Annotated in this window: 23 protein-coding genes and 1 other annotated feature; all 23 genes read right to left on the reverse strand. The window is 45.3% G+C overall.

Features of this window, described 5'->3' with window-relative positions; translation table 11 throughout:
• Positions 1–76: 76 nt before the first annotated feature.
• The gene (gene alaS / locus BUC22_RS01440) at positions 77–2,716 is read right to left on the reverse strand and encodes an alanine--tRNA ligase (protein WP_013382005.1); all 2,640 of its coding nucleotides are present in this window, start codon (positions 2,714–2,716) and stop codon (positions 77–79) included.
• 79 nt (positions 2,717–2,795) lie between these two features.
• Positions 2,796–3,014 (reverse strand) — a binding site (T-box leader).
• Between the two features lie 76 nt (positions 3,015–3,090).
• On the reverse strand, positions 3,091–4,158 hold the full coding sequence (locus BUC22_RS01445) for an AI-2E family transporter (RefSeq protein ID WP_013382006.1): 1,068 nt from the start codon (positions 4,156–4,158) through the stop codon (positions 3,091–3,093).
• On the reverse strand, positions 4,139–4,684 hold the full coding sequence (locus tag BUC22_RS01450) for a hypothetical protein (RefSeq protein ID WP_013382007.1): 546 nt from the start codon (positions 4,682–4,684) through the stop codon (positions 4,139–4,141). The genes BUC22_RS01445 and BUC22_RS01450 overlap by 20 nt, the downstream gene beginning before the upstream one ends.
• Positions 4,685–4,793: 109 nt before the next feature.
• Positions 4,794–5,975: an AI-2E family transporter gene (locus BUC22_RS01455; protein ID WP_242946551.1), complete on the reverse strand. Its 1,182-nt coding sequence runs from the start codon at positions 5,973–5,975 to the stop codon at positions 4,794–4,796.
• 152 nt (positions 5,976–6,127) lie between these two features.
• Positions 6,128–6,505 (reverse strand): Fe-S cluster assembly scaffold protein NifU, encoded by a 378-nt coding sequence (gene nifU, locus BUC22_RS01460; RefSeq protein ID WP_041690419.1) that lies wholly within the window; start codon positions 6,503–6,505, stop codon positions 6,128–6,130.
• Between the two features lie 45 nt (positions 6,506–6,550).
• A complete protein-coding gene (gene nifS / locus BUC22_RS01465; RefSeq protein WP_073381972.1) occupies positions 6,551–7,759 on the reverse strand; it encodes a cysteine desulfurase NifS in 1,209 nt (402 codons plus the stop codon).
• Positions 7,760–7,773: 14 nt separating this feature from the next.
• Positions 7,774–8,181: an RrF2 family transcriptional regulator gene (locus BUC22_RS01470; protein WP_013382011.1), complete on the reverse strand. Its 408-nt coding sequence runs from the start codon at positions 8,179–8,181 to the stop codon at positions 7,774–7,776.
• A 178-nt stretch (positions 8,182–8,359) separates the two neighbouring features.
• Positions 8,360–10,756 (reverse strand): ABC transporter permease, encoded by a 2,397-nt coding sequence (locus BUC22_RS01475; RefSeq protein WP_159435592.1) that lies wholly within the window; start codon positions 10,754–10,756, stop codon positions 8,360–8,362.
• Between the two features lie 5 nt (positions 10,757–10,761).
• Positions 10,762–11,433 (reverse strand): ABC transporter ATP-binding protein, encoded by a 672-nt coding sequence (locus tag BUC22_RS01480; protein WP_073381976.1) that lies wholly within the window; start codon positions 11,431–11,433, stop codon positions 10,762–10,764.
• A 381-nt stretch (positions 11,434–11,814) separates the two neighbouring features.
• On the reverse strand, positions 11,815–12,546 hold the full coding sequence (locus tag BUC22_RS01485) for a hypothetical protein (RefSeq protein ID WP_143163920.1): 732 nt from the start codon (positions 12,544–12,546) through the stop codon (positions 11,815–11,817).
• 31 nt (positions 12,547–12,577) lie between these two features.
• Complete coding sequence (locus BUC22_RS01490) at positions 12,578–13,195, reverse strand: D-Ala-D-Ala carboxypeptidase family metallohydrolase (protein WP_073381980.1); 618 nt, start codon at positions 13,193–13,195, stop codon at positions 12,578–12,580.
• A gap of 1 nt (position 13,196) precedes the next feature.
• Positions 13,197–13,514: a phage holin gene (locus tag BUC22_RS01495; protein WP_073381983.1), complete on the reverse strand. Its 318-nt coding sequence runs from the start codon at positions 13,512–13,514 to the stop codon at positions 13,197–13,199.
• A gap of 19 nt (positions 13,515–13,533) precedes the next feature.
• The gene (locus BUC22_RS01500; protein ID WP_073381984.1) at positions 13,534–13,899 is read right to left on the reverse strand and encodes a hypothetical protein; all 366 of its coding nucleotides are present in this window, start codon (positions 13,897–13,899) and stop codon (positions 13,534–13,536) included.
• 77 nt (positions 13,900–13,976) lie between these two features.
• Positions 13,977–19,472, reverse strand: coding sequence for a phage tail spike protein (locus tag BUC22_RS01505; protein WP_073381987.1), 5,496 nt, complete (start codon positions 19,470–19,472; stop codon positions 13,977–13,979).
• A gap of 24 nt (positions 19,473–19,496) precedes the next feature.
• Positions 19,497–19,895 (reverse strand): hypothetical protein, encoded by a 399-nt coding sequence (locus BUC22_RS01510; RefSeq protein WP_073381988.1) that lies wholly within the window; start codon positions 19,893–19,895, stop codon positions 19,497–19,499.
• A complete protein-coding gene (locus BUC22_RS01515) occupies positions 19,895–20,158 on the reverse strand; it encodes a hypothetical protein (protein ID WP_073381991.1) in 264 nt (87 codons plus the stop codon). The genes BUC22_RS01510 and BUC22_RS01515 overlap by 1 nt, the downstream gene beginning before the upstream one ends.
• Positions 20,159–20,175: 17 nt before the next feature.
• A complete protein-coding gene (locus BUC22_RS01520) occupies positions 20,176–20,901 on the reverse strand; it encodes a phage distal tail protein (RefSeq protein ID WP_073381992.1) in 726 nt (241 codons plus the stop codon).
• Positions 20,902–24,474, reverse strand: coding sequence for a phage tail tape measure protein (locus BUC22_RS01525; RefSeq protein WP_073381995.1), 3,573 nt, complete (start codon positions 24,472–24,474; stop codon positions 20,902–20,904).
• Complete coding sequence (locus BUC22_RS01530; RefSeq protein ID WP_073381997.1) at positions 24,464–24,787, reverse strand: hypothetical protein; 324 nt, start codon at positions 24,785–24,787, stop codon at positions 24,464–24,466. The genes BUC22_RS01525 and BUC22_RS01530 overlap by 11 nt, the downstream gene beginning before the upstream one ends.
• A 77-nt stretch (positions 24,788–24,864) precedes the next feature.
• Positions 24,865–25,206: a hypothetical protein gene (locus BUC22_RS01535; RefSeq protein WP_073381999.1), complete on the reverse strand. Its 342-nt coding sequence runs from the start codon at positions 25,204–25,206 to the stop codon at positions 24,865–24,867.
• A gap of 9 nt (positions 25,207–25,215) precedes the next feature.
• Positions 25,216–26,124, reverse strand: coding sequence for a major tail protein (locus BUC22_RS22240; protein ID WP_073382001.1), 909 nt, complete (start codon positions 26,122–26,124; stop codon positions 25,216–25,218).
• Complete coding sequence (locus BUC22_RS01545; protein ID WP_073382002.1) at positions 26,124–26,486, reverse strand: hypothetical protein; 363 nt, start codon at positions 26,484–26,486, stop codon at positions 26,124–26,126. Before BUC22_RS01545 ends, BUC22_RS22240 begins: the two co-directional genes overlap by 1 nt.
• The gene (locus tag BUC22_RS01550) at positions 26,479–26,958 is read right to left on the reverse strand and encodes a hypothetical protein (RefSeq protein WP_143163921.1); all 480 of its coding nucleotides are present in this window, start codon (positions 26,956–26,958) and stop codon (positions 26,479–26,481) included. The genes BUC22_RS01545 and BUC22_RS01550 overlap by 8 nt, the downstream gene beginning before the upstream one ends.
• Position 26,959: the final 1 nt, after the last annotated feature.

A 26,959-nucleotide genomic window follows, 5' to 3' on the forward strand; every position in this document is an offset into this window, starting at 1 on the left:
ATTCCTCCTCTTTACTGGTCTACGCCTATTTTAACGCAATAACCTTCAAAAGACAAGCTTTTTTTCTTGAAAACCCTTAGTCAAGCTGATTCTTGATAATTTCTTTAGCTTTTTCTAAGGCTTCACCCAGTTTTTCAGGCTTTTTGCCGCCGGCCTGCGCCATATCCGGGCGTCCGCCGCCGCCGCCGCCTGCAATCTGCGCTACTTCCTTAATAAGCTTGCCGGCGTGGAAACCCTTGTTCAGAATATCCTTGGTAGCTGTCGCAATAAAGTTTACCTTTTCCTTGCCCCTGGTACCAAGCAGCACAATGCCGGACCCCATACGGTCTTTGAGCATATCGCTGATATTGCGGAGTTCTTCCATATCCACCCCCTCAACCTCTGCGATGGTGGTCTGTACACCGTCGATGACGGTGACCTTCTGGTGGATATCCATAACCATGTTGCCTGCGAATTTATGCTTAAGCTCATTGATGACTTTTTCTTTATGCTTGCTCTGTTCTGCCAGCTCGGTGACTTTTTCCAGAAGATGGTCCGGGTTGGTCTTTAAGGCTTCTGCGGTTTCGAGCAGGGTATCGTCCATCTGTTCAACATGATGGACGGCGTTCATGCCTGTGGCGGCTTCGATACGACGGATGCCGGCTGCGACACCAGTTTCGCTCAAAATTTTAAACATGCCAACCTGGGCGGAGTTTGTGATATGGCAGCCACCGCAAAGCTCTATGCTGAAATCTCCAACCTTAACAACGCGGACAACCTCGCCGTATTTTTCACCGAAAAGGGCCATTGCGCCCATGGAGCGGGCATCGTCGATACTGGTTTCAAAAATGGCGACATCCATGGCTTCCAGAATCGCCTTATTGACAATTTCCTCTACCTGGCGTTTTTCTTCATGGGTCATTGGCTGGAAGTGGTTAAAGTCAAAACGCAGACGATCTGGCGATACAAAGGAACCTGCCTGTTCAACATGGTCGCCCAGTACCTGCTTTAATGCTTTCTGGAGCAGATGGGTAGAAGTGTGGTTTCTCTGGGTAGCAGCTCGCAGCTCGCGGTTGACTTTTGTCGTAACCTCTTCGCCCATTTTAAAGGTTCCGGAAACCACCTTACCATAGTGGATATGACGGCTCAGGCTGCCTTTTTTACAGTCTGTCACCTCGATCACCCGGTCACCGGAGACAATCTGGCCTTTATCGCCAACCTGTCCGCCACTCTCAGCGTAGAAGGAGGTTTTATCCAGCAGAACCAGGACGTCCTCGCCGGCGTGCACCTCACTCACCAGCTCTTCGCCGGAGATCAGGCCTATAATTTTCCCGTTTGCTTCCAGATTTTCATAACCCACGAATTCAACCAGCGCGTCTGGTCCCAATGGGTTAAAGGGATCGTCTGCCCAGACGGCAAGCTCGCTCTCTGCACGGGCCTTGCGGGCACGTTCGCGCTGTTCCTGCATGGCTTCTTCAAATTCACTGGCGATCAGTGTCAGGCCGCGTTCCTCTACGATTTCCTTGGTCAGGTCATAGGGGAAGCCGTAGGTATCGTATAATTTAAAGGCACCTTGCCCCGGGAATACCTTTTCTTCCTGCTCAATCAGGCTGTCCAGCTCTTTTTCGAGCAGGCTCAGTCCCTGATCAATGGTTTCTTTAAACCGTTCTTCTTCAATGCGGATCAGCTTTTGAATGTAATCCTGCTTTTCTGCCAGCTCCGGATAGGCGTCGGCAGAGACACGAACCACTTCCTTGGCCACGTCGTAAAGGAAAAGCTCCTGCATTCCAAGCAGCTTGCCGTGGCGGGCAGCACGTCTTAAAAGACGTCTCAGGACATAACCACGCCCTTCGTTGCCTGGCATAACGCCGTCGGCAATCATAAAGGTAACACTGCGGACATGATCGGTAATAACGCGGATGGAAACATCGTCCTGGGCGTTTTCGCCGTATTTTACACCGGCTTTTTTACAGATATAATTCAGGATATGGCCGATGGTATCAATCTCGAAGATATTGTCAACACCCTGCATAATGGTGGCCAGACGTTCGAGACCCATACCGGTGTCGATATTCGGGTTTGCCAGCGGATTGTAGTTGCCTTCCTCGTCCTTGTCAAACTGGGTAAATACCAGATTCCAGAACTCAACATAACGGTCACACTCACAGCCTGGAGCGCAGTCTGGGCTGCCGCAGCCGTATTCTTCCCCTCGGTCATAGTAAAGCTCGGAGCAGGGGCCGCATGGTCCCAGTCCATGTTCCCAGAAATTGTCTTCTTTTCCGAGACGCACAATCCGCTCTTCCGGCACGCCGATTTCGTCATGCCAGATATCATGGGCTTCTTCATCATCTAAATAGATGGAGACATAAATTTTTTCTGGATCCATTTCCATGACCTCGGTGCAGAATTCCCACGCCCATGGAATGGCTTCTTTTTTAAAGTAATCTCCAAAGGAAAAGTTGCCGAGCATTTCAAAGAAGGTACCATGACGGGCTGTCTTGCCGACATTTTCAATGTCTGGGGTACGGATACACTTCTGGCAGGTGGTTACCCGTTTTCTCGGCGGAATCTCATCGCCTGTAAAGTAAGGCTTCATCGGGGCCATCCCGGAGTTGATCAAAAGCAGACTCTTGTCATTGATCGGCACCAGTGGAAAGCTTTTTAATCTTAAATGTCCTTTGCTCTCAAAGAACGCTAAAAACTTTTCACGAATTTCGTTTAAACCTAAAGGTTGCATGTCTTTATTCTCCCTTTTATGAATTTGTTTTAGTTTATAATTGATGCTTTGAGTAAAAAAATAAAACTCCGCCCCTGTAAACAGGGACGAAGTTGTTTTCCGCGGTACCACCCAAATTAGCAAAGCAGCGCTTTGCTCACTCAAACAGATAACGGTCTGTCAGCCGTCGGTTCTTACACTCTTCTGATTTCAGAACCGCTGCTCAAATGGGGCGGCCTTATCACTTCCATGGAAACTCGCACCAGCCGTCCCCTCTCTGAATGGTCTGTCATAAGGTTGTCATTCTCATTGCATTCATATTTACCTAACATTCAAATTATATGTAATGTTTTCGCTTTTGTCAAGTCTTATTACGAATTGCTTTTAACATCCTTTTACCTGAGCATTTCGCCCTTGGAGGACGCAAACCCCGCGATTAAATACTTCATGACGACTTTGACGGTCCCCATGATCGGCACTGCCAGGATCATGCCCAGGCCGCCAAACATGGCGCCGAAGAAAAAAATGGAAAAAATAATGATGACCGGATGCAGGCCAACGTTGCCAGACATAAGTGCCGGCGCAAGCAGATTGCCGCATACCACCTGGACAATGGCCATCCAGATCAGGATATAAACCATCTGTATCGGGCTTGACAGCAGCGCCATAATGCAGATGACGACCATGCCCACTGCCGGGCCAAAATAAGGGATCATGGTCGTAACGCCTGCAATCACACCGATAACCGGCGCGTAGGGCAGCCCCATAAAGTAAGCGCCCACTCCGGTCAGAATCCCGGCGATAATGGACATGAGCCCCTGCCCGCGGATAAAGCCGCCGATAACCATGTCGATGTCATAAAACATTTTTTTTACCTGATTTCTGGCGTCAATGGGTACCAGGTACATAAGAGACTGGGTAAACAGCTCTTTGTCCAGTAAAAGGAAAATGGTGACCAGCGGCACGATAATAATGTTCATCAGCTGCCCGCTGTTGGCGATAATGGCGTTCGACAGTCCCTGCAGCATGCCGCCAAACATTCCGGCCACCTGGGACAGGCTCTGCTCAAGATTAAAATACTTCGACATGTCCGAATCATTGTATTTTTGGATAAATTCGGAAATCTGCCCGCTGTAATTCTGCAAATCCTGGAGCATTGATGGAATGTTTGTCACCATCTGCGCAATGTTGCTGATCAGGCTGGGTACAAAGCTCATAAAAACACCGAACAAAATCAAAAGGACGATGACACAGACAAAAAGGACAGAGAGTCCGCGTCCAAAGCCACGGCGTTCAAAAATTTTAACCAGAGGGTTTAGGAGATAGGCCAAAATAATGGCGATAAAAAATGGCATGAACATCCCCGAAAAGGTGGGCCACAAAAATATTGCGAAGAGGATACAGATCAGGACTACAATGGTATTGACAATCAAAATGCGTTTTTTATCCGGTGATATTTTCATGATGTTCCTCCCCCAAAACCTTTTCTAGGATACCGCCCTCACGGTGTGTCTGTTCCATCTCCAGCATATCCTTGTCATAATTCAAACTTTTATCGCGGTATTCCATGCGTTCGGCATCCACAAGGCTGTAGCCGTAGTCAAGATCGTCAAAAAAACTGCGGGACAAATCGTATTCCTGAACCTTAAAATCCTTTGAAACCGTTGCGTCCGCTACCTTGGCAAAACGCTTGCCATCCACATCCTTTACCGGTGTGTTCACAAGGGAGTAGCTCTCCTCCAGCCGCGCTTTCATTTCCTTTGCGGAGAGCTTGGTGATGGCCTTATCTCCGCCAAGTGTTACGTGGTCATAATCCACCTCGATGATATCCGAAGGAAAAATAATCTGGGCTTTGCTGAACAGGCCGCCCTCCGAGAGAACCAGGCAGTCAATTTTATGGTCACGGACTCTTATGTCGCGCACAAGCCCCCGTAGCCGTGTGTCGTTTTCAAAAAACACCTGGGTGTTTAATAAATTACTGGCTTTCATCTTTTCACCTTTCTACATAAACTTAATATTTCTGTTGATGGCTTTATTATAGCACATCCGCTTACACAGTGTCTTGAAAGAATACTCAAGAATTCTTCAAATCGGCAGGTCACTCTTCTTTCTTCAAAAGCTTTTGCGGGTCTACGTGTCTCTGGCTCAGACGGCGGTTGACCGTTTCGCCGGTCAGTGTATAGAGCACTGAAAAGAGCGGGATCATCACAATGATGCCCAGAATGCCGAAAGCACCTCCGCCAATGGTGACCGCGGCCAGAATCCAAAGCGGAGACAATCCAATGGAGCTGCCCACTACATGCGGATAGATCAGATTCCCCTCGACATGCTGTACGATGAAGCAGGCGACCACAAAAATCAATGCTTTGACCGGGCTCAGAGTCAAAATGAGAAACGCTCCCAGACAGCAGGCCACAATGGCCCCAAAGACAGGGATCAGCGAAAACAGGCCGATCAATACCGCAATGGTCAGAGCATAGGGCATCTGCAAAATTGACAGTATGATGGTATAAATAACGGTTAAAATCAAAGCCTCGATACACTGGCCTGAAACAAAATGACTGAAAGTCTCCTGGGTGAGGCTGGCAATTTCCAAAAGCCGGTCAACACGCTTTTCTGGCAGGTAGGCGTACAAAAGCTTTCTGGTTTGAAGCCCCAGCCTTTCTTTCTGGAACAAAAGGTAAACCGCCACCACAAGGCCGATCACCGTATGAAAAACGCCGCCTGCTACCGAGGCTGCAACGTTCAGCGTTGTGTTTAAAAATCCCGCAGCGCCGCCCCTGAAAAAGGAAAACAGGTTTTTGCTGAGCATATCCCAGTTCAGGCTTTCAAGTCCTCCGGTATCCAGCTTTTGTATAAAGACAGAAGCTTCCGAGTGCTCGCCGAGAATACGTGACGCCCAGCTCTGAAAGCTCTCAAGAACCGACGGAAAGCTTCTGGCAAAAAGTAAAACAGCGTTTACCAGCTCTGGAAGCACAAGAAAAACGACCAGGGCCATAATACCGATAAGAATTAAAAACGCCGCCAGAATACTCAGAGGCCTCCGCAGCCTTTGGACCCGCTTTCCCTTTAGCCACCTTTTTGTAAACAGCCGCCTTTCCATCAGGCTCATGGGGATATTTAGGACAAAGGCAATGCCGGCGCCAATTATAAAAGGTGAGACCAGGCTTATAATTCCTAGAAACATCCCCCACACCGCATCAATATTCTTAAGCCCTGCCCATAAAACCAGTGCCAGGACAATCATCCCGATTATGGCCTGCTTTGTTTTTCGATTCATCTCCACTATCTCGCCCTCTTTCTTTTACTGAATCTTGTGTCATTACGAGTTGCTTATTTTTTAATACCCTTTTTTAAAGTCCTGCCAACAAAAGGATTCCTCATAAATAAAAAAACGCCTTTCATGATTGAAAAGCGTTTCTGATCACAGGTTTATGCATTGTGCTTTGATTTGTAATCCTCAATGGCTGCCTGAATGGCTTCGGCTGCTAAAACAGAGCAGTGGATTTTTTCAGTCGGAAGTCCTCCGAGAGCTTCCACTACTTCTGAGTTTTTCAGAGCAGCGGCTTCTTCAAGGGTTTTACCCTTAATCATTTCTGTGGCCATACTGCTGGTCGCAATGGCAGCACCGCAGCCAAAGGTCTTGAAACTGGCATCCTCAACAATGCCGTCATCACTTATTTTTAAATACATTTTCATAATATCGCCGCAGGCGGGACTGCCTACCTGGCCGATTCCGTTAGCGTCTTCCATTTCGCCCACGTTTTTAGGGTTTTGGAAGTTTTCCATTACTTTATCTGTATATTCCATCATGATTTTATTCTCCTTTATTTTATCCGTTGTTTTTCACCATTCTCAGTGATGATGGTGGTGGTCGTGGTCATAAACAGCGTCGTCAATCGGGCTGTTGGCGTCGATGGGCGACATTTTTCTCAGCCGTTCGATAATATCGACAAGATTGTCAACGACGTATTCAATATCTTCCATAGTAGTATGCTTGCCAATGGTCAGTCTCAGAGAGCCGTGGGCAATCCCGGCAGGCAGGCCAATGGCCAGCAGTACATGCGACGGATCCAGTGATCCAGAGGTACAGGCCGATCCGCTGGAGCCCGCAACGCCAACAAGGTCAAGGCTTAAGAGAATGGATTCCCCTTCGATATAGTCAAAGCAGAAGTTTGCATTCCCTGGGAGGCGCTTTGTCGGATGACCGTTCAAACGCACCTGCGGGATTTTTTCCATTACACCCTTGATCAGCGCATCTCTGAGCTCCTGTAAATGGGCTGTGTTGGCTTCCAGATCATTTGCGGCCATTTCCGCAGCCTTTCCAAAACCAACAATGGATGCGGTATTTTCTGTGCCGGCGCGGCGTCTTCTTTCCTGTGCGCCGCCGTGGATCAGGTTATCAATGGGTACACCCTTGCGGATATATAAGGCACCAATTCCCTTGGGTCCATAGATTTTATGGCTGGAAAGGGACAGCAAATCCACATTCAGGTCTTTTACGTCAATGGGAACATTGCCGAAGGCCTGTACTGCATCTGTATGGAAGATGATGCCCTTGGCCTTGACGATTTCTCCTATTTCTTTAATGGGTTCAATGGTGCCGATCTCGTTGTTGGCAAACATGACTGAAACCAGAATGGTTTCATCCTTGATGGCATTCTTGAGATCGTCCAGTGAAATAAGCCCGTCCTTGTCAACCGGAAGGTAGGTGACCTCAAAACCTTCCTTCTCAAGATATTCACAGGTGTGGAGCACTGCGTGGTGCTCGATTTCTGTGGTTATAATGTGGTTTCCCTTTTTCCTGTTTTTTAAAGCCACACCCTTAACGGCCCAGTTGTCCGATTCGGAGCCACCGGCTGTAAAGTAAATTTCTTTCGGGTCTGCGTTAATGGCCTGGGCAAGCTGTAATCTGGCAGCTTCCACACCGCGCTTGGCTTCCCGGCCCTCCTGGTAAATAGAGGATGGGTTTCCGTATTTTTCTGTAAAATATGGCAGCATTTCTGCCAAAACTGCTTCGTCAACGGCTGTTGTTGCCGCGTTATCTAAATAGATTCTTTTCATAAAAAGCCTCTCTTTCAATTATCCATTAAGTCTTGTAAAGACCGGTTATCTATGATGTTATTAATGCTGTCTCTGATTTCCATCCAGAGTCCTCTGGTGACACATTCTCCCGACTTTCGGCAGACATAGCCCTCAGGGCCGCCGACGCAGTCGGCCAGCTCAATAGGCCCTTCCAGCGCGCGGATAATCTCACCAACACTGATGTCCCTGGGCTCTCTTGAAAGAATGTACCCACCCTTCGCGCCTCTTAAACTGACGATTAGTCCCGCCTTTTTAAGGGTTGAAAAAAGCTGCTCCATATAGGAGTCTGAAAAATTCTGTTTTTCTGCTATCTCTTTAATTGATACTGGCCCATTGCCATATCGGCACGCCAGCTCATACATGGCCAGTACACCGTACCGGCCCTTTGTGGAGAGTCTCACTTCAGCACCTCCTTCTCAATTCCTAGTATTCCACCTGGAATTTAATAGTATTATAGCACAGTTCCGCATTAATGCAAGATAAAATTTTGTTCTTTGGCATTTTTTCAGGAAAAATTATTATTTTTCTCCAAAATAAAAACATCTGGATATAAAACTGCTATCCAGATGTTTCAATTATTTATTCTGCTTCTCTCAATCGTTCGACCAGTGTTTCCTTTTCAAAGCTGCGGAGTGCAATTTTTGAGATAAGGTATGGTACCAGGAGCAGGATTACCGCGTAGGCCAGCACATAGAAAACCGGGAACTGGTAGATCATATAGTGAACACCGAGTTTTCCGAAGGCCCAGCAGATCAGATAGCCTGCTGCGGTGCCTATGGTCAATGTAATGAGCAGATTTCCCGCGGCCAGAAGCATCCCCTCGCCAAGTACCATCTGACGGATCTGCCTGCGGCTCATACCAATGGATTCCAGCATGGCCAGTTCCTGCTTTTTAGACAGGATATTGGTAATCAGCGTATTGACAAGATTGATCATACTAAAGGCGATGATAAACAACGCCAGACCCAGCGCAGTGGCTGAGAGGGTCGCAATGCTTCCTGCATCCTGTTCTCTCTGCTCCTGAAGCGTTGACAGCACAAGATTTGGATTGCTGTCTACCAAAGCCCGCAGCGGCTCTTCAACGGCAAGTTCCATAGAAGGCTCTGTCGAAACAATAAAATCTTTATCAAGATTAAAAGGCACAATGGACTGGATCACCTCCTGAGGCATCATAAACCATCCGCTGATGGGCTTTGGATAGTCTGTACTGACCATACCTGCTATTTTCACCTCTTTGGGTATCACGGTATCGCCATTGTAAAAATAGAGGGTTAACGTATCGCCAACCTCAAAACGCCAGCCATAAATTTCCTGCACCACAGAGTTAGCCTGAAGCAGAATGGTCTCTCCCTTCAACATTGCGTCATAATCCAGGCTCCCATCCTCCAGATATTTTTCAAGCTCCTGAGCCTGCGCTCTGGTAAATGGGGAAATGTTATCCTCAACATGGACGAGATCCTTTTTAGGATAATCAAATTCAACAGAGGTCGCCTGGTTACTGCGGATACCATCTACTCCGGGGATGAACAAAATCTGGCTTTCAAGCGCTTCGGTAAAGGGGGAATTCTTCTGTAGGCCTGCCATACCGTACTCTGAGAGCTCCAGAGCGTTTCCCGAAAAAGAAACGATATATTCCGAATCTGCAAAATCGCCCTGACGTGAATACATTTCTTTATCAAAGGAATTGACAAAGGTCGCCGCTGCCATAAATAAAACGCCGCCGATCCCCAGCGAGAGAACTGTCATAAGAACTTTTTTCCGGTTTCTGGCCGAGTTCATGGCCGCGAGATGCAGCGGGCTGATTCTCCTGTGTACCTTTTTGGTTTTCTTTTTCCTGCCGCCGGAGTAAACCGAATATTTCGAAGCCTCAATGGGCGAAATCGACGCTGCAATCGAGGCAGGCTTCCGAACGGAGATCAAAACAGTGATCAGGTCAATCACGAGCACCAGCAGCGCTACCAGCAGAGTATTTAAAAAGCTCCATCCGTCAGGCTTCAGAAAATAGGCAATAACGCTGCCGATAATAACCCCCACCGGAGCCGATACGGCAAAGAGATAGATACCTTCGCGGGTAACCAGCCGCCGCACCTGTTTTTTGGTCATACCAATGGTTCGCAGCTGTCCATACTGGCGTATCCGGCCAACCACCGATATATAGAAAACACCGTAGATAACCAGAACACTGGCAAGCAGCACAACGACTCCCACACACGCAGCCAGAGCGATTTCCTGAGTATCTGCTGTCAGAGTATCCAGAAAATGATCGTTTGGATTCATGTCCTCCCGCAGTATTCCCGCGTCACCGCCGACTGAATAAATCACCGCTTTACATTCTTCCTTGCCCATCTTCTCTGCCCCTGAAAGCCGTACATAGGCCTCATAGGGAATATCCCTCATCTGTGAGCCATTTTCAGCATAGGCCTTTGAAAAAACCATGGTGTACTGCTTGCTTCCCTTCGCACCCTCCACAAAACCGCTGACCTTAAAGCTTTCCGTTGTTCCGTCCAGAAAGGTTACGGTAAATTCTGTTCCAAGCTCTGTCGGTTTTCCGATCTGTTCCAGATACGCTCTTGAGACCAGCACTTCATTTTCCTGTACTGGCAGCTTTCCGTCCAGCAGATTCATTGTCTTAATTTCCATGGAGTTGCCATCCGCATAGACAGGTGCCAGCTTATAATTGTCAATCTCTACTGCCTGTCCCCTTTTGCCGAGGGTCAGATAGGAAACACGGGAATCCTGTGACAGACGATGCAGCTGGTCATCTGTCAGATTATAGTAAATCACATGCTGTGCTCTGGCCATGGCACGCTTATCTGCTTCTTTCATCTCAACGGTGAACAGGCTCATAACCATCAGGAGGCTTACCGATAAAATAATGGTGACAGCAATGAAGGCATTGCGCATCTTGCTCGTTTTAATACTGTCCCTGGCAAGCTTTCCGATAACTTTTCCGTTATTGTTTTTCTCGTAATGCATTGTCATTACCTGCCGTTTACGATCTTGCCGTCCTCAATACGGATAACCTCATCCGCCAGCTGGGCAATCTCTTCATTGTGCGTAATCATGACAATGGTCTGGTTAAAACGAGCACTGGTTGCCTTTAAAAGGCTCAGTACATCCTGGCTGGTCCGGCTGTCCAGATTTCCGGTAGGCTCGTCCGCCAGAATAATCGCCGGCTTTGTCGCCAGCGCTCTGGCGATGGCGACACGCTGCTGCTGTCCGCCTGACAGGTTCCCTGGCAGGCTTGTCAGCTTTTCCTTAAGTCCAAGCATTTTGACAATGCCACCCACAAACCGTTTATCTGCTGTATTACCATCCAGTTCAATGGGCAGTACAATATTTTCGTACACATTAAGGATGGGCACCAGATTGTAGTTCTGGAAAATGAAGCCAATCTGGCGTCTTCTGAAAATTGTCAGCTGCTCGTCGTTCATATCTGACAGCTCTTTGCCGCCTACCTTTACACTGCCGGAGGTCGGTTTGTCCAGCCCTCCCAACATATGCAGAAGTGTTGACTTTCCACTTCCGGAGGTTCCCACAATGGCTGTGAACTTTCCTTTTTCAACCGATAAGGACACACCATCCAGTGCCTTTACCATACTCTCGCCGCTGCCATAATGCTTTTTCAAATCCGTTGTTTTTAAGATCTCCATTTTCTGTCTCCTTTATTTGCTGACTTAATCTTATCACCTGAATGTTTCAAAACCCTCTCGATTTGAAAAAAGAATGTTACAGTTTTGCAACTATTGATATTTGTTTATATACTTATTTTTTTCTTACATTTATTTTAATTTTTTTTATTTATTTCTATTTATAAAGGGCAAAAAATAGGGCAACATAAATATACAATTTCAATGTATATTTTAGGTACAAAAGATGCCAACCTGCTGGCTGGCATCTTCTAATTGTTTATTAACAATAGGTTTAAATTTATCTTTGAAGAAAAGGCATGCTAGAAGTGCAATAAACAAAATACAATATCTCTTTTACAGACAAAGTTTCCGGTCTTTTTCATCTTTATTTATATAAGACCCTCAATTATTTTCATGCTTTTTATTTGCAATTTTCTTCACTCTATCAATATAGTCATTTAATAATAAATAACGTTTTTGTGCAAACTCAAAAAGTTCATTTTCTCTAAGTACGCAATGAATTGTATCTTTATCATCCCTCGTTGGAGTCCATAAACGAATATCATAGTCACCTCTTACCCCTTCTTTATAAAAACAAGAAGCTATACCTCCCCATGGCAATGGTATATCCGCGTAGCGTTTACTATAATTTTCATCACTTAGTGTGTTTATATTTATCGGATGCGCTGAAAAGAAGGCCCGCAATTCTTTAAAATACTTATAATCACTTAATCCTTTATAAATGTCGGGTAAATCTTTGAAGCATGACATCGTTCCATCATCTTTGTTATTTGTAGTATTATAAAGTACTCTATAAATTTGATCGGTAGCCTCTACTAAAATATCAATTAGACCAAATAGAACTAAAAGTTCCGATAAATTTCTTTCTTTCTTTTTATTATAAAGTCGGTTCAACTCTTTAACAACCTCTCTAATCCAAACAACTGCTGAGTAAATGCAATTTGCTTTGTACTCACCATTTTCTTTGGCTAAAACAGATTTAAGTCTATAACGTTGATGGTACTTATTAAAATTTTCATTAAATTTTTCAACCAAAACGGGATCAAGCAACTCATTTTTCTTTATTTTCATAATTTTATTATAACAAGGATTACCATAATATGCAAAATCCAAAAAAGACCAGCCCAAAAGCTGGTCGAAATTCTTAATAACCTTCACCGGTGTACTGCAAATGCACGTACCCGTTCCCAACATATCCCCACGTAAAACCGTTTCTTAATCCGATCTCTAACAGCTCCTCTAAACTGCAAGCTCCCATAGCGTTACAGTCAAATGCCCTACCTAACATATGTTGTGATTCTGAAGAACTCCCTGACAAATTTGCGTTATAATCTGGGCAGCGAACACCAGACGTTACCTGAATACCAGAACCTAAATCACATCGAGTGGCCTCTAAACAGTTTAAGGCCGTATGGTTTATCATTTCCGGAAAGTGCAGGCAGTTTGTGGAATGAATCGCCGGATCGTCGTTGTCGCTTACCGCGATCCCACACCCCAGCTCAGCACTATTAAAGTGCGGGGTGAGCTGTACGCCATTTGTAAGGACTTCCGCTATTTTGCGCTGGCAGTCCCAGCCCCATACACCGCCATCTACTGCTAATCCGTATTCTGCTTCAAAGCGCCGGATCAGTTGCCGGCAGTAGCTATCACTTCCGGGTTCGCCTAAATCTCCATCGTATCCGCAAGGCCCTAAAGCATCCTTCCCATATAACCACGCCAACGCCTGCTGAATACTAATATTGCTGTATAATTCGATTGCCATTTTATTTTTCCTCCTTGTTTTCATCTTCAATAATTTCTAATAAATCGTATAATTTCTTTGTTGCAAGCCCCTTTATGGCCGTTTTAAGGTTATCGGCGGCCACTGCTGTGGCGGTAAAGCTATTGTTTTTCCAATAGCACCAAAATACGGATATAAGCGTTAATGCACCAGTTACAAAATCGTTGATGGCTTCATTTTCGATTGGAATAAGCGGATAACCGGCCATTGTGCAGAACTGGTTAATTAAGGTTAAAACCAAAATAAACAGACGGGCCAATGGCTTAGCATATAGACTTAAATTTTCTGGGTTGATCTTCATTTTTTTCCTTCTCTCCTCTCTATGGATTCATTCGACTTTTTGTTTTATGGGCCTGCTCAGCGAGAAACTCGTTAATCTCGTCAATAGATTCGTCCACGTTTCCATTGTTCCTTTTCCCGGATACGGCTTCAAGGCAAGACCGCATAGAACGCATTAGAATATAGCGTTCCATGGCGCTTACATCAATGTCGTGCTGCTGCTTGCGCTGCCAGCTCTCCACGTCCCCGATCCGGTCATTTAACATGTTTATTTGCTTGTCCTGCTGCTTATCTGGATGGATGAGCTTGTTATATAGCCATTGGCGCGCTGGCTTGTAGAAAAACATAAAGCAAGCACATATCCCCATCACCCATCCTGCATACTGCGAAAGTGTTTCGATTGTCATTTTTCCTGTTGTCCTCCTAAAATTTGCATTATTAAAGGGCCTCCCGGCCCTGATCTATCCATTGGTAACACCTCTTTCTATGCAACGCTTAAACGCTGCTCCAGTTGCCAAATTTTGCTTTTAAGCTCACCTATTTCTTGCTGTAAATGTTCGATCTTGACATCGCGCAGGTCGTTTTCCAGAATGATTTCTTGTGTTGCCTTCCATCCGATTGATACCATGCTATATAAATCAACGGCTTTTCTGTCTTGTGTAACCACTTCATCGGGGGCATCTTCGGCAATCAGGCCATATTTTTTGATGTAATTTCCCTGCTGCAAATCTGCTTTAAGGTTATAGCTACAAATTTCAGAACGCCTTATAATTGAGCTTCCATCCTGAATCGGCACAATGTTGTCTTTTGTCGCCCGGGATGAACCTGTATTAAAGCCGCCTGCCCAAATTGGTATATAGATACTGTTGTTGGCTTCTTGTCTACAAACAATATATTGATTTGAATAAAGGGTCAAGGCAAAGCCGCCCTTTCCGTGAACGTCTGGCATCCATGGCCCAGGGCCGTTAAAATAAACAGTTGTACTAAAATTTGTGACTTCATTTATATTTATCGTTTTGTTTCTCAATTCCATGCTATGGATTATTTTTCCGTCACTCGTTCTTTTGTATCCTAGCCCTAGGCGGTCGGGTTCATCATAATAAATGGATAAGCCTGGCTGATCCTGCGTGGTTGATTTTACAACGGAGGATATACCCCCTACAAAATTACCGTTCAAGGTATGATCATAAAACTGTATTTTATTATCTACAACCTCAACGCCTTTATATCCTGTCGATTTATTATACTGTTGCAACGTTGCCCGTAATGATAATTGGCTGTTGGCTGCTTCCAGTTTCATTAAATCAACGCCGCCATAACGGACAATAAATTTTGAAGCATCGACGGTTAATCCCGTACTGGTTAGTGTCATGCTGGCGGTCTGAAAGCTTGCCTGCCCGCCGTTTATAGCGCTTGTGACTGCGTTTGTGATGGCTACCGGTGTTATCTTTTGCTCAGCTGTACTCACACGGCTTGTCAGGTTGGTTAGTCCGTTGGCTGTGGTGGTCGCTTTAGTTTCGACAGCGGTCACACGGCTTGTAATGCCGTTCACATTAATGAGCAGCGCAGATTGAAGCTGATTCGTTGTTGCGATCTGGTTTGCTCCTAGCTGCTTTAAGCTCACATTTCGGATATAGGTAACGCCTGTCTTTCCGTTATACCTTGGTAGGTAACGAATCCGCATATAACAGGCTTTTTTGTGGGTAGCCAGCGTATTCACCGGGCCACACCAGCCTTCCATTTTTTGCCAGGTGTTTGCTTTGGTTATGGCCAGACCGCCGATTAAATTGACGGCTCCCTCATTTGTTGCCACTTGTGCCTGTTTATCGTTGTAAAAACAGGCCTGTACATAGATTACACCATCGGTTGTACCTTCGCTGTAGACTTCACAACTCCAATAATAAGGCAGGTCAATATTGCATGGCATATAATCGGTATATAGAATAGGAGCGTTCACGGTCTTAATTAAATTAGAATCCGTCGAAGCGCCGCCTGCTGCGGTCGCGGACACAATTGTATGTGCTCCTGTCGCAAAGGGCAGGGCTGCGAAACTGCCTCGGTAGGTCTGGTCAAATAGTTCAATGCCGTTCAGTTTTGTCTGTTGGTTGATGCTCATCTGTGTGTTAAATTCGGTCTTAGTGGTATAGTTCTGGCTTACGTTTAAATTGATCTGGTTGGCTTTCTGGTCTATGGCACTGTTCATCTGCGTTGTTGTGCTATAATTTACAAATTTGTTGTCTACGGCTGTTATGCTCGCGTCCACGTCCTCGGGCGCGGGTGTCCAGTCTGTGGCTTTCTGCCCTTTTTCGATTTTTATGTTCCGGATGTAAAAATAAGCCCATGAAAATGCGCTCATATCGACAAAATTATAAACCGTTGGGCTATTATCGTGATTTGTAACATTGACAGTATGCTCTACTTTTTTCCACGTATTATCAGCTGTTGTGGTTATGCGGATCATCCCTAAATCACAAACATCTAAATAAAAACCTACTGCTGAATTTTGTGAACCGCGCACTTCAAATGAGATTGTCCAATAGCCATTCGATGTAATGACATTCCCAATTCGCCAGTTTCCTGTTTGTTCTTTTATCCCAACGGTATAAAAACCGTTTGGACACTCGGCATTATTCCGGTCGATTGTAACGGCTCCACCTGAAAGAGAAATGGGTGTTGTTTTTTTATAATAATTCCGCCCGCCCACGGACAGGTTGTTAAAATCTGTTTTGGTGGTGTAGGTCGATGAAACTGTACTTAAAATCTGGTTTGACTTTTGATCAATGGCGCTGTTCATGGCCGCGGTCGTTGCGTAATTGGCAAACTTCCCATCTATTGTATTTAGCTGTGCTTTGGTAGCATAGCTATTCGACACGGTGCTTAAGATATTGGTTTTGCTTTGTTCTATGGCGCTGTTCATGGCAGTTGTCGTGCTGTAAGAAGAAAATTTGTCATTTAAGGCTGTAATTTGTTCGTTTTCTCTTACAAGCGTCGGAAATGCCATGTATACACCTAAAGATAGGTCTGTCCAGCTTGACCACCCTCCCAAAACAAAATGATACATTGTTGCAATACTTGTGACGTTTACCGTTAAACTGTACTGTTTCCATTCGGTTGTTACCGCGCATGTTTTCCATGATTTTTCTGATGTATCATTATTATTACGATTGTTGATGGATATTTTTACATTTCCTGCCTTTGTACCTTTAAGCCATACCGTTAAAGTGTGGTAACCTATTGTTTGAATATATCCGGCGCCAACAAGCAAATAAGAATTTATATTGGTATTTCCATTCACTAAAACGGCCTTTTTCCCACCATAAGGATCTGTTTGGCCTATGGTTTTATTACAGGCACCCGCTTGCCATGCTGTTCCATATTTCACGGTATCTTTTAAAAGGTTATTTACGCCAAACTCCAATGAATTAAATTCGACTTTAGTGGTATAGGTATCTGATACGGTCGATTTAAAGCCGTTCAGGTTGCTTTCCAGCGTTGTTACCTTGGTATTCAAACTGGTAACGATGCTGCCGTCGGCCTTGCTGCTGACTGTGCTTTGTAAGCTGGATACTGTGGATTTCAAGCCGTTCAGTCCGCTTTCCAGTGTACCGACACGGTTTGTAACCGCAGTGACGGTCGTTCCGTCTGCTTTTTGCTGGACGGTCTGGTGTAGGCTGGTATAGCTGTTTTCTAATCCCTGTAAGTTCTGATTAAAGGTGGCCTGCTGGCTTTTTATGCTGGTAATATCACCCGTTGCCGCGTCGATGCTGCTTTGCTGGTTGCCAATGGTAGTTTGAATCCCTTCTACAGTCTGAACGGTTTTCTGGTACGCATCCTTAAGCTGGACGGTTTGTCCGTCCTTTATGATGGTCGTATTTTGGATCAGGGTATCAATACGGCCCTTTTGCACGTTGATGGCCGTGGTGTTTGTTTCACTGGCAGTCTTTGCAGCATTGGCGATCCCTGACACGTTGTTTACGGTGTTGGTCATGGTGCTAAAGGCGACTTTTAAGGTCTGCCCGGCGCTGTCCATCTGCACAATGCTGCTGTCGATCTTAGTGATACCGCCGTTAATGGTTGTTACAAGGCTTTGGATGTCGATTTTTGTTCCGGCGATATTCGCGTTATCGGCCACCATATCATCACGGATAATCCCGGTTTTAATCCCAGGGGCGTGCAGTCCTTGGATGGCATCAAACATTAAACTGCCGCTTTTATCCCAAACATACATGGAATATTCGCCGTTTGCGTCTTTTCCAATTTGTACCCGGATGGTGGTTCCTTCTTTAATCTGGATGGTATTGTCTTTTATGGAAAGGTTTCCGTTTTCGCTGCCGATTTCAACCAGCATTGTATTAATTTTACCAGCGGTGATTTTCCCAGCGGCCACGCTGCCGATCATCGCATTGGTGATAAATCCGTCCCGTATGGTCAGGCTGTCGGATGTGATCCCGCCGGCCTGTATATTGGCAGAAGTCAAATTTCCATTGACCAGTGTCTTGATATTTGCCACATCGGTGCTTAAGGTTCCGATCTTAGCCACTTCTATTTCTGCGGTCGTGATCCTGGCCTCTACAGCCTGTAAATCCTTTATATCGGCTTTTAAGATCAACGCCTGGTTGATGGTAGCGTTGTCGGCCAGCAGTTTTTCAATGTTGGCATTGGCGGCGTTGAGCTGCTCAATGGTTGCCAGTTTGATAATGGCCGTGTTAATCTCAGCCATACCTGTTTCTAATATGGCGATCCGACCAACGGCAGCGGTTAGCTCTTGTATCGTGGCTTTTTCGGCAAAGAGTTGTTCTATTTTCGCCGTATTGGCGATTAAAGTCGTAGCCTTAAGCGTGGTAACCTCTAAATCCCCGATTCTGGCCTTTATGGCGTTCAATTCCTGTGCATATATGTTTTGTACGTTCAGGGTGATGGCATCCAGATCAAGGGCTGAACTGGCGATTTTCCCATCATCTGACGTGATGTTGTTGACGGTGCTGTTTACATCGTTCTGCTCCTGCTGGATTTCTTCAAAGCTGGCGGTACGGTTGGCAAACTCGCAGGTGTTTTTTTCGGGTTCGTCTGGATATTCCACCATCTTTACAATCCGCTGCTTTTCCTTGGTGCCGGTGGTGCTGTCCACCAGCTCCACGGTGTCCCCCAGGCCAAAGTCTAAAATCCTGTAGGTTTTTGGACTGGCTTTAGCAAGGTCGAGAATATCCCCGGAGTAGGCCACTACAGGTTTGCTGAGTTCCTCCAGTTTTGCCTTGGTATCCTCCAAAAGGCTCTGGGCGTTGGTATAGCGTTCATCCTTCCAGTATTTTGTTAAAACTTTATTGCTATACTGGTGATTTTCTACATAATCTTTCCCGCCGTTGATCTCTTTAAAGGTCAGTCCGTCCTTCCCTTCTGCCTTTATCCGGGTACAAAAATCATAGCTGGTTGACTGGATAGCTAACTTTCGCAGATTTAAGGTATCGGTAAAGTACATCCCTTTATCCTGACCGCGTTTTTCTGATATGTGTATCTTTTTTTCGATGGTGTCGAACCATATTTCACAGCGGTACGTTTTCCGGGCCTGCTGTATAATATCCCATCCGCTGCACTCTGTTTTTCGGATGGTGCGCCGCTTCGTAACAGTGCAACTTCCAATTGCCCAGCCGGTACCGGCGATTGCCAGTTTTAAACAATCGTCTATGGTCTGTTCCACCGATTCAAAGCGTGGCCAGCATATCCCTTCTAAATCTTCCACGTTTAAGGTGGCCTTTACACTACACCAAAGGTCGCTACTGTCTGGCTGCACTTCTTTTATAATATATTCGTCTGTTTTTGTACGAACATAAGCTTCATTAACCAGCTGCGCAGCCTCTTTTAATGGATATAAAAAAGAAAGCGTCCCATCTCCTGTGGAGAGGACGCTTTCTACAGTGGCGGCTTTTGCGACGGCCAGCCCTGCTATTTTGTGATGGTTTTTGTCATAGAGCTGTAGAAACATAGTTTTCAGCTCCTTTCTTTGTCATTACTCTGGCTGCCCTGTCAACATGCAGTCCAAAGCTCTTAAATCTGCTGGTGTAAGGTCTGTGCAGTTTTCAATGTGTTCAAAGTCAAAAGTGTGTATCTCAATGTCAACCTTAATTTCCTTTAATTCTTCAATAGCTTTGTTGAATTTCTCACGGTTTTCTTTTTCAAAGCTTACGTTTCCGGCTTCGTCGGTAATGTCGTTTCCCTCGGCATCTTTTTTACAGTATTCTTTTACAATTTTGATACGCTCTTTATCATAATGCTTAAATTCTCGTTCTAAACGATCCATGTTTTTTCCAACGGCATAGGAAGCTTTTACAGGCAATGCCTTATTTGCTACTCCCTGTAAACCGGTTAACACATCAATCATTTTTTCATTTGTTATTGTTATTTTCATTATGCCTGTTCTCCTTTGTTTTCGTTCCCTAATAAAATGCTTGTTATTTTATTTAAAAATTCAGCAGTTTCCATCTTTACTGTTTCAGCGTGTGTCTCTGCAACAGCTTCATTCTGTATGTATGTACTAAAATTCACCATCCCACTATCACTTATTTCTGCGGTACGACCTACCACCTGTACTTTGGTACTTACACCTTCACTCTGCTGTACATCAATTTCGGTTAATCCTTCTAATTTTCGACTTTCTTTAATTTTTAACATTTTATTTCTCCTTCTCTTTAAATGAATCGCGGACAGTACCGCAATGTAATATCAACATTATCTCTGGACACAGAAATGTTATTTTCTCCGGGCTTAAGCCGTGGAAATATCCACATATCCGTATCGCCGTATTTATTAGTGCCATCGGCTAAAGTTACCAGCCCTTTTTCTCCGTCCACAATAACTTTCTGGCCGCCTTTAAGCGGCTTGATAAATTTTATGGGTTCATCGCTGCTGCTGCGCTCATCCCAGCCCACACCGGTTATGGTCAGGTCTGCGATGTCCGCAGATGGTGTTATTTCCAATATGCAAGGGGTAAGAACGTTTCCCCTTGCCGTTACCCTTTTTGTCAATGTCCTGTTTATAAGTATGGTCTGCTCAGTGTCAAATTCATAACCGATAAAGGTAATGGTCAGGCGCATGGCCTTTTTACTTACGGTTTCGGTTCTCTCGTTTTCGGTCATTTTTACCTTATACTGATGTTCCCGGTTGTCAAAGGACAAGGTGACAGGCTTAAGCAGCGCTGCAAGCAGGTTGCTTATATTCTGTTCCATTAAATCTTTTGTTTCTGCCTTAAAAAACAGTTCTACCAGCAAGGATTTAAAAGTATGCTTTGTTTTATCCCAGACCGGTGTCAAACTGCCGGTTATCCATTCATCGGCAGCCTCTAAACTAACATCGGTTATGTCCATTTTTAAAAATGCAGCATTAAAGTCTTTAATGCTTTTTCCATCTATCTGCAACTACCTTACCCTCCTTTTCGTCATGGCTAAATTGCTGCCGGTAACCTCAATAATATAGGCTTCCAGTGCTTTATTGCCTATTTGTATAGGAATCGTTATGTCCATTTTTTCGGCTGCTGTAGTATTTTGTGGTGTTTGGCGTGTTTCATGGTTCACATTGCGAAAAATCGCTTCAATGCGGTTATACATCTGGTTAAGAGGTACAACGGCCTCCGGGCTGTTGCCAACGCCGTTATTGGCATCTCCGACCCCGATAATAGAACGCTTGTTGAAAATACCCCCGCTGGAATACCAGTCAATGCCAATGTGCGGCACACTTGGGGGGTTTAAAGAAAAACGCCCAGATATATACGGATGCGGTAATGCTACGCGCGGGCTTGGCATATCGGTGTCAAAAATACTTTTAACGCGGCCAAACTGGCCGGATACGTTCCCGACCTGCCCACCTACACCGTCCGCTACACCTCGGCCGCCGTCTGCGCCCTTGTTGTTCATCTGGCTATAGAATCCTCCAAAGGCGTTTACGCCGGTCTGTGCCATATTAGTAGCTGTGCCGCCAAACATTCCCGTTTTGGAACCAAATCCAGAGTTTACATTTGTTCCAACGTTGTTACCGGCGTTCCAATACTCGCCTGCCTTGGCGTTTATATTATTGGCTCCACTCTGAGCAATTATGTCGGCTTGTCCGGCAAACATCCCCGCTTTAGAACCAAAACCGCCGGTCAATTCCTGGCCGCTGTTCTGTCCGGCTTGATTGTAATCTTGCCTTGTTTCCCCTGCTTTCAGCACACCGCCTAAAAGGCCGTTATAAACAGCGGTCTTGAATTCCTCGTTTGTGGATTCATAACCGTTTTTTATGTTGTTACCAGTATCCCGGCCTAAACCATGTGCTTTTTCAAAGGTTTCTGCTTGCCGCCCGGTAAAGCCTCCTAAGAAGCTGTCCACGGCCTTGCTGGATGAGCTACTGGCATACTCCGGCACCCGTTCAAAGGCCTGTACCGCCTCACCTGTAAGTTGTGAAACCATTTCGGCGTTTTCGCTACGCAGTTTATTAACACTGCCAGCTGCTTCCTCTACGGCTTTATTGTTTTCATCCTGCGCTTTGTTCAGTCCGTCAGTTTTCCAGATATATTCTTCTAATGCCCGGTTATATTCCTGCTGGTTGCTGTTATAATTCGGGTATTTTGCAATAATATCATCTAAAATTCTTTTCTTTTCGTCGGATATACGGTTGCCCTCTGCAACGGCCTCTTGATATTCCTTTTCTGCCTGTGTTTTCTGGGTAATATTGTCGTTTAGCGCTGCCCACTCGCTTTCCTTTTTAATACGTTCCTCATAGGCATTTATTGTGTTATAAATTTCTTCTTTATTGCGGTTCAACGCGCCTGTTTGGCTGTCAAAGGAAAGATTCAGGCCGGGGATTGCCTGATTTAACATATCTATTGTGCCCTGCATCGCCTGTTGACTGGCTGTTGACCCATCATAGTGGCTTTGGAGTTGGTAAAGCTGTTCCGTGAGTGACTTTGTGCTTTCAACTTCCTGCGTTGCGGCCTGTATGGACTGTTTTCGGGCTTCTATGCTTTCGGTGACTGTCTGGGCGGTTGCCTCGGTACTGGCCCGCAATTCTGTATTTTTGTCGATGATAGCTTGCGATCCGTCTTTCACAAAACGCTGGTGTTCTCCGTACTTATACAGAGCAGCCACGCCTGTTCCTAATGCAACGCCGGCTGTTATCACGGCTGCACCCATTCCCGCAACGGATAAGGCGGTTCCGGCTGCTCCGGTGCTTGCGCCGGCCAAAGAAGGAGACAAGGCTTTCATCCCTCCGGTTAGCTTAGCTATACCGCCCGCCGCTGTTTTTCCAACGGTTCCGGTCGTTTTACCTTTAGTAATAAATTCAGCTAATTTTGGTACTACTTTCCCAAAAGCACCGGTTAAAGTTGCAACGCCCTGCCCGACACGTCCCACGCCGGATAACAGCGGGCCGGTAACGGCAACGGCAGCCAGACTTTTTATGATAAACTCCTGCATTTCAGGTGTTAGTGATCCCCACCACTCGGCAAAGGTTTCTAAAGCGTCGGCGCCTTTTTCCAGAATCGGCACAAGGCTTTCCATGATCACTTCCCCGGCATCTGCGCCGGCGATTTTAATTTTATTCATGGCAACTTTTGCCCGGTCTCCGCCGTCCATAAGCGCCCCAAAGGTATTGTCAAGGGTTCCCCCAGAATCCTCAATGGTTTTTAAAAAATCTTCATATGAAAAACGGCCTTGCTGGATAGCGTCTACTAAATCCGGCCCGGCCTTTGTTCCAAAGATTTCCATTGCCTCCTGTGCGGTGATTGAACCGTCCTGAACGCCTTTTACAAGGTTGCTAAATTCTACCTTTGCGTCCTTTCCTTCTTTCATCCAATTGGAAATCGCCTTTTTCATACCGGAAAATGCAATCTCTGTATTCACGCCGGCTTTTTCCCATTGTGCAAAAATGGCAATGGATGAGGCGGTATCAAAACCTAATTGTCGCATTGGCGCGCCGTATTTTGCAAGGCTTTCAGTCAGTGTTTCTACAGAAATCCCACTGGCCTGACTGGCTTTTGCCAGCTGGTCTAAGAGGGTTTTATATTGGCCGGTTTCTATGCCGGCATCCCCCATTGCCCGGCTGACAAGCCGCACGCCTGTAACAGAATCCACCCCAGTAATCCGGGAGAACTTTAAAAAGTCCTCGCTCATGGTTTGCAGGTCGTCGCCCATTACACCAAATCGGGTGTTTACTTCACCTACTGCGCCGCCGATTGCGTCAAAGCTGTCTGGAATCGTCCCAGCCACCTTACGATATATCCGGTCGAGTTCCTCGCCTTGTTCGCCAACGGCTCCGGTCGCGTTAATTAAAATATCCGCGCCCTCGTCCACCTCGTTAAAGGCTGCTACCGCGGCAGCGCCACCGGCCACAATTGGGGCGGTTACATGCATGGTCATACTGTCGCCAACATTTTTTAACTTCCCTGATGCAGAATCCAGCTTTTTGGTAAACTCGTCGATCTTAAAAGAAGCCAGCTCACCATTTACCTTTTTCAGGGCAGACTCATTATTTGCTACCTCTACCCGCATTTTATTCAGGGATGTTGTGGCCTTGTTTATGGCGTTCTCAGTGCTTTCTATGGCATTTTCGTTGTTCTTTTGGGCATTTTTAAGCTTATCAAGGGTATCCTCCAGCTTTTTGGCCTCGGTACTGTTTTCCCCGTAGGTCGCCACTGCCTTTTTATAGGCAGCTGTGGTTGTATCAACTTTTTTTGTTAGGTCGGCCTGTGTGGCTTTTTGTTTCTCTAAACGCTGTTCAAGGGTTTTTATATGGTTTGTATGTGTTGTCAGCTGGGTGTTTTGCAGATTCAGGGCTTGTGTAAGAGCTTTCTTTTTTCCCTCTAAAGTAGCATCTGCTTTCCCTAGCGCTTTAGCCTCGGCTTCACTGGCTTTCATTTCAGAATTAATTACCTTTAATTCTGCTGCCATTTTCTTAGACGCTTGTGTAAACTCACTGGTGTTGGCTCCTACTTTAATAACTGCATAATTACCCGCCATTTTCTTTTGCCTCCTTCCTTAATTGCATGTCATAGGTGATAATATCCAACATTTCCAGATAGTCCGCGCTGATTGCGTCCATATAGCTGTTATTCAGATGATTTACAGAGTATAAAACCATTTGATCAATCATTTTAATGCAATGATCTTCTGGCTTTTCTTCTGTTTCTTCAATATAGCCCTGTTCCTCTAAATATGCGCCAATAACACTTTTTTTCTTTTCAACGGGTGCTATATCCAAAATTTCAAAAATACGTGTATATGCGTCATTTATGCGATTCAAATAAATGTTAATCCAATATTGCATTGCCATATAATCAACATACGGGGTATTTTCATCAATTTCTCCTAAAAAGAGCGCCGGTTCAGTATCGCCTTTAAAATATTTCCTTAGTTGTCCGGCTGTAATTCGTTTGGCAGTTCGCCGCTGCCATTGGTAAAATTTTCTTCCACCTCTAAAAAGAGAGCATTAAACTTATTGATCGTTTCGTTTTGGATACCATAGAAAAAATATGTAATTTCTTCCACGCTTACATTTTCTGTAATCTCCTCTGGCTTTAACCCAAAACATAAGGCCATTGCCGCCGACAATTCTTTAAGCTGTTCCTCTGTGTATGGTTCTTTAAACAGGTCTTTCCCTTCACAGGCGTTCCATGCTTTAACAACAGCCTGATGCTTTTCGATGGTAAACGCCCCTGAATCGTATTCTTTATCTTTAATAGTAATTTTCATCCGGTCACCTTACGCCTTTGCTATCACAATGGCTTTACCGGCCTTTTTACACAGTCCCTTGCTGTCTACCTCTGCAACAACAATATCATTTCCGGTGGTGGCGGTGATCTCGGCGGTGCCGTCCCATGCTGTCCACCCGCTTAAATCGCGGTTAATGCTTGGCATTGCAACAGTAATATCGGATTTATATTTATAGGTGTTTCCAGATGCTTTGTCCGGTGTAACTGTCAAGGCGGTCTTTCCCTTTGCTGTGCCAGCGGCTGACGCTACGGTCAAGCCCGTTGCCACAACACCTGCCGTTAAGGCCGGTTCCTGTACAGCACTAAACCAACTTTCAATGGCCTGCTTTGCGTCGGTATGTTCAGCCAAAAGCTGTTCTTCATCAACGATATTGGCGTAAAGGTGCTTTTTCTTTCCGTCAATTTCCTGTTCCAGCTTTCGGTTATAGGCTTTTCCCTTAAGGCTGTTTGTCTGGGTTTCGACTTTATCCGCTTTGGTATTATAGGTAACCTCATCCCCTTGGTTAAACTTCAAACAGTAATACTGAGAGAATTCATATAAGCCATTTGCAAGTTTTGACATCCAACTGAGCGCAAGCTCTTTCTGAATATCCTCGGCTGATTTCATCAGAAAGCCATTTTTAAAGAGCTGTCCTAAAAAAAGTTCCCTCTCCTGCGGGGCAAGCCGGTTGATCTCCATTTCAATATCACTGTCGATATATTCGGTAATTACTTCCTCTACACCGTCCTCTGAATAGGTGGTTTCCGTTGCGAAATTGTCGGTAATTTTCATGGAAATGGCCCCATTAATGTGCACTGGTGTATCTGCTTCGTATTCTGTTTTGGTATTTTTTAAAATTTCTGCGGCGTGAATGTTCATCAAGCCGCGGGTACGTGTCTTTTTAATTACTTCCTGCATTATAATTCCTCCAAATAATAAAATTTTAGTTCTTGATGGTAGTAGTCAATCTCCCTTAAATACTCGTATCCGGTGCCTGTCCAGACAAAGCCCGCATTGCGCATATGTTTTATGGCATCTACTTTCATTTTGTGGACTTCCCCGCAGTCTTTTCCAAAAACATCGACCGACACAATATGCTCGACGCTTTCTATTTCATCGTCACAAAAACATTTTGGCTTTTCCTCTATCTGCTGAAATACAATGTGCGTTAAATCTATGTCCTGTCGGTACCATGATTCAAATACCACTTGCTTGTCCGGATGCTGTAAATACATAAGGGCATCAAAGACTTTTTCAGATATATCTTCAAGTTTAAACACTCATGGCCTCCTGTAGTAACCGGGTGTATTCTTCCACACCCAATTTGTTTATCATTTCCTCTATGTCCGGGGTGGTTTTTGAGAAAATTCCCCGCTTTTTAATGCTCGGTGTATGCCTCCCATTGCTGGTTATGGTGCCGTCTGCGCCGGTTTCCTCAAATTTCGCATAGAAATTCGGGGAGTTATCCGACGGATACCAGCCAATATCAGCACCTAAAAGCCCTTTTTTCTTTGTTAATTTTCCTATTGGAATCTCGTCACGTGAATGTGCGAAAGGACTTGAGCGAGGTTTTTTATGTCTTTTCGGGCCTGAACCAGAAATATCACCGGAAACAGGCAGCTCCTTAGAAACGCGCTCAGCAGCTGTCTGTTGTCCTTTTTTTATAATCTTACGATTTGCTTTATCTAAGAGCTTTGAACCGCCGATTTCTTCTATTTGTTCCTGTAGCTTTTTAAAATCGCTGTAATCCAAT

The sequence above is a fragment of the Eubacterium callanderi genome (assembly GCF_900142645.1).
In the GTDB taxonomy this organism is placed as follows: Bacteria; Bacillota; Clostridia; order Eubacteriales; family Eubacteriaceae; genus Eubacterium; species Eubacterium callanderi.

Excerpts from the sequence above, each read along its gene's own strand:
- alaS (WP_013382005.1), bottom strand. The coding sequence starts at position 2,716 with ATGCAACCTTTAGGTTTAAACGAAATTCGTGAAAAGTTTTTAGCGTTC.
- BUC22_RS01445 (WP_013382006.1), bottom strand. The coding sequence starts at position 4,158 with ATGAAAATATCACCGGATAAAAAACGCATTTTGATTGTCAATACCATT.
- BUC22_RS01450 (WP_013382007.1), bottom strand. The coding sequence starts at position 4,684 with ATGAAAGCCAGTAATTTATTAAACACCCAGGTGTTTTTTGAAAACGAC.
- BUC22_RS01455 (WP_242946551.1), bottom strand. The coding sequence starts at position 5,975 with ATGAATCGAAAAACAAAGCAGGCCATAATCGGGATGATTGTCCTGGCA.
- nifU (WP_041690419.1), bottom strand. The coding sequence starts at position 6,505 with ATGGAATATACAGATAAAGTAATGGAAAACTTCCAAAACCCTAAAAAC.
- nifS (WP_073381972.1), bottom strand. The coding sequence starts at position 7,759 with ATGAAAAGAATCTATTTAGATAACGCGGCAACAACAGCCGTTGACGAA.
- BUC22_RS01475 (WP_159435592.1), bottom strand. The coding sequence starts at position 10,756 with ATGCATTACGAGAAAAACAATAACGGAAAAGTTATCGGAAAGCTTGCC.
- BUC22_RS01480 (WP_073381976.1), bottom strand. The coding sequence starts at position 11,433 with ATGGAGATCTTAAAAACAACGGATTTGAAAAAGCATTATGGCAGCGGC.
- BUC22_RS01490 (WP_073381980.1), bottom strand. The coding sequence starts at position 13,195 with ATGGCAATCGAATTATACAGCAATATTAGTATTCAGCAGGCGTTGGCG.
- BUC22_RS01495 (WP_073381983.1), bottom strand. The coding sequence starts at position 13,514 with ATGAAGATCAACCCAGAAAATTTAAGTCTATATGCTAAGCCATTGGCC.
- BUC22_RS01500 (WP_073381984.1), bottom strand. The coding sequence starts at position 13,899 with ATGACAATCGAAACACTTTCGCAGTATGCAGGATGGGTGATGGGGATA.
- BUC22_RS01505 (WP_073381987.1), bottom strand. The coding sequence starts at position 19,472 with ATGTTTCTACAGCTCTATGACAAAAACCATCACAAAATAGCAGGGCTG.
- BUC22_RS01510 (WP_073381988.1), bottom strand. The coding sequence starts at position 19,895 with ATGAAAATAACAATAACAAATGAAAAAATGATTGATGTGTTAACCGGT.
- BUC22_RS01515 (WP_073381991.1), bottom strand. The coding sequence starts at position 20,158 with ATGTTAAAAATTAAAGAAAGTCGAAAATTAGAAGGATTAACCGAAATT.
- BUC22_RS01525 (WP_073381995.1), bottom strand. The coding sequence starts at position 24,474 with ATGGCGGGTAATTATGCAGTTATTAAAGTAGGAGCCAACACCAGTGAG.
- BUC22_RS01530 (WP_073381997.1), bottom strand. The coding sequence starts at position 24,787 with ATGGCAATGCAATATTGGATTAACATTTATTTGAATCGCATAAATGAC.
- BUC22_RS01535 (WP_073381999.1), bottom strand. The coding sequence starts at position 25,206 with ATGAAAATTACTATTAAAGATAAAGAATACGATTCAGGGGCGTTTACC.
- BUC22_RS22240 (WP_073382001.1), bottom strand. The coding sequence starts at position 26,124 with ATGCAGGAAGTAATTAAAAAGACACGTACCCGCGGCTTGATGAACATT.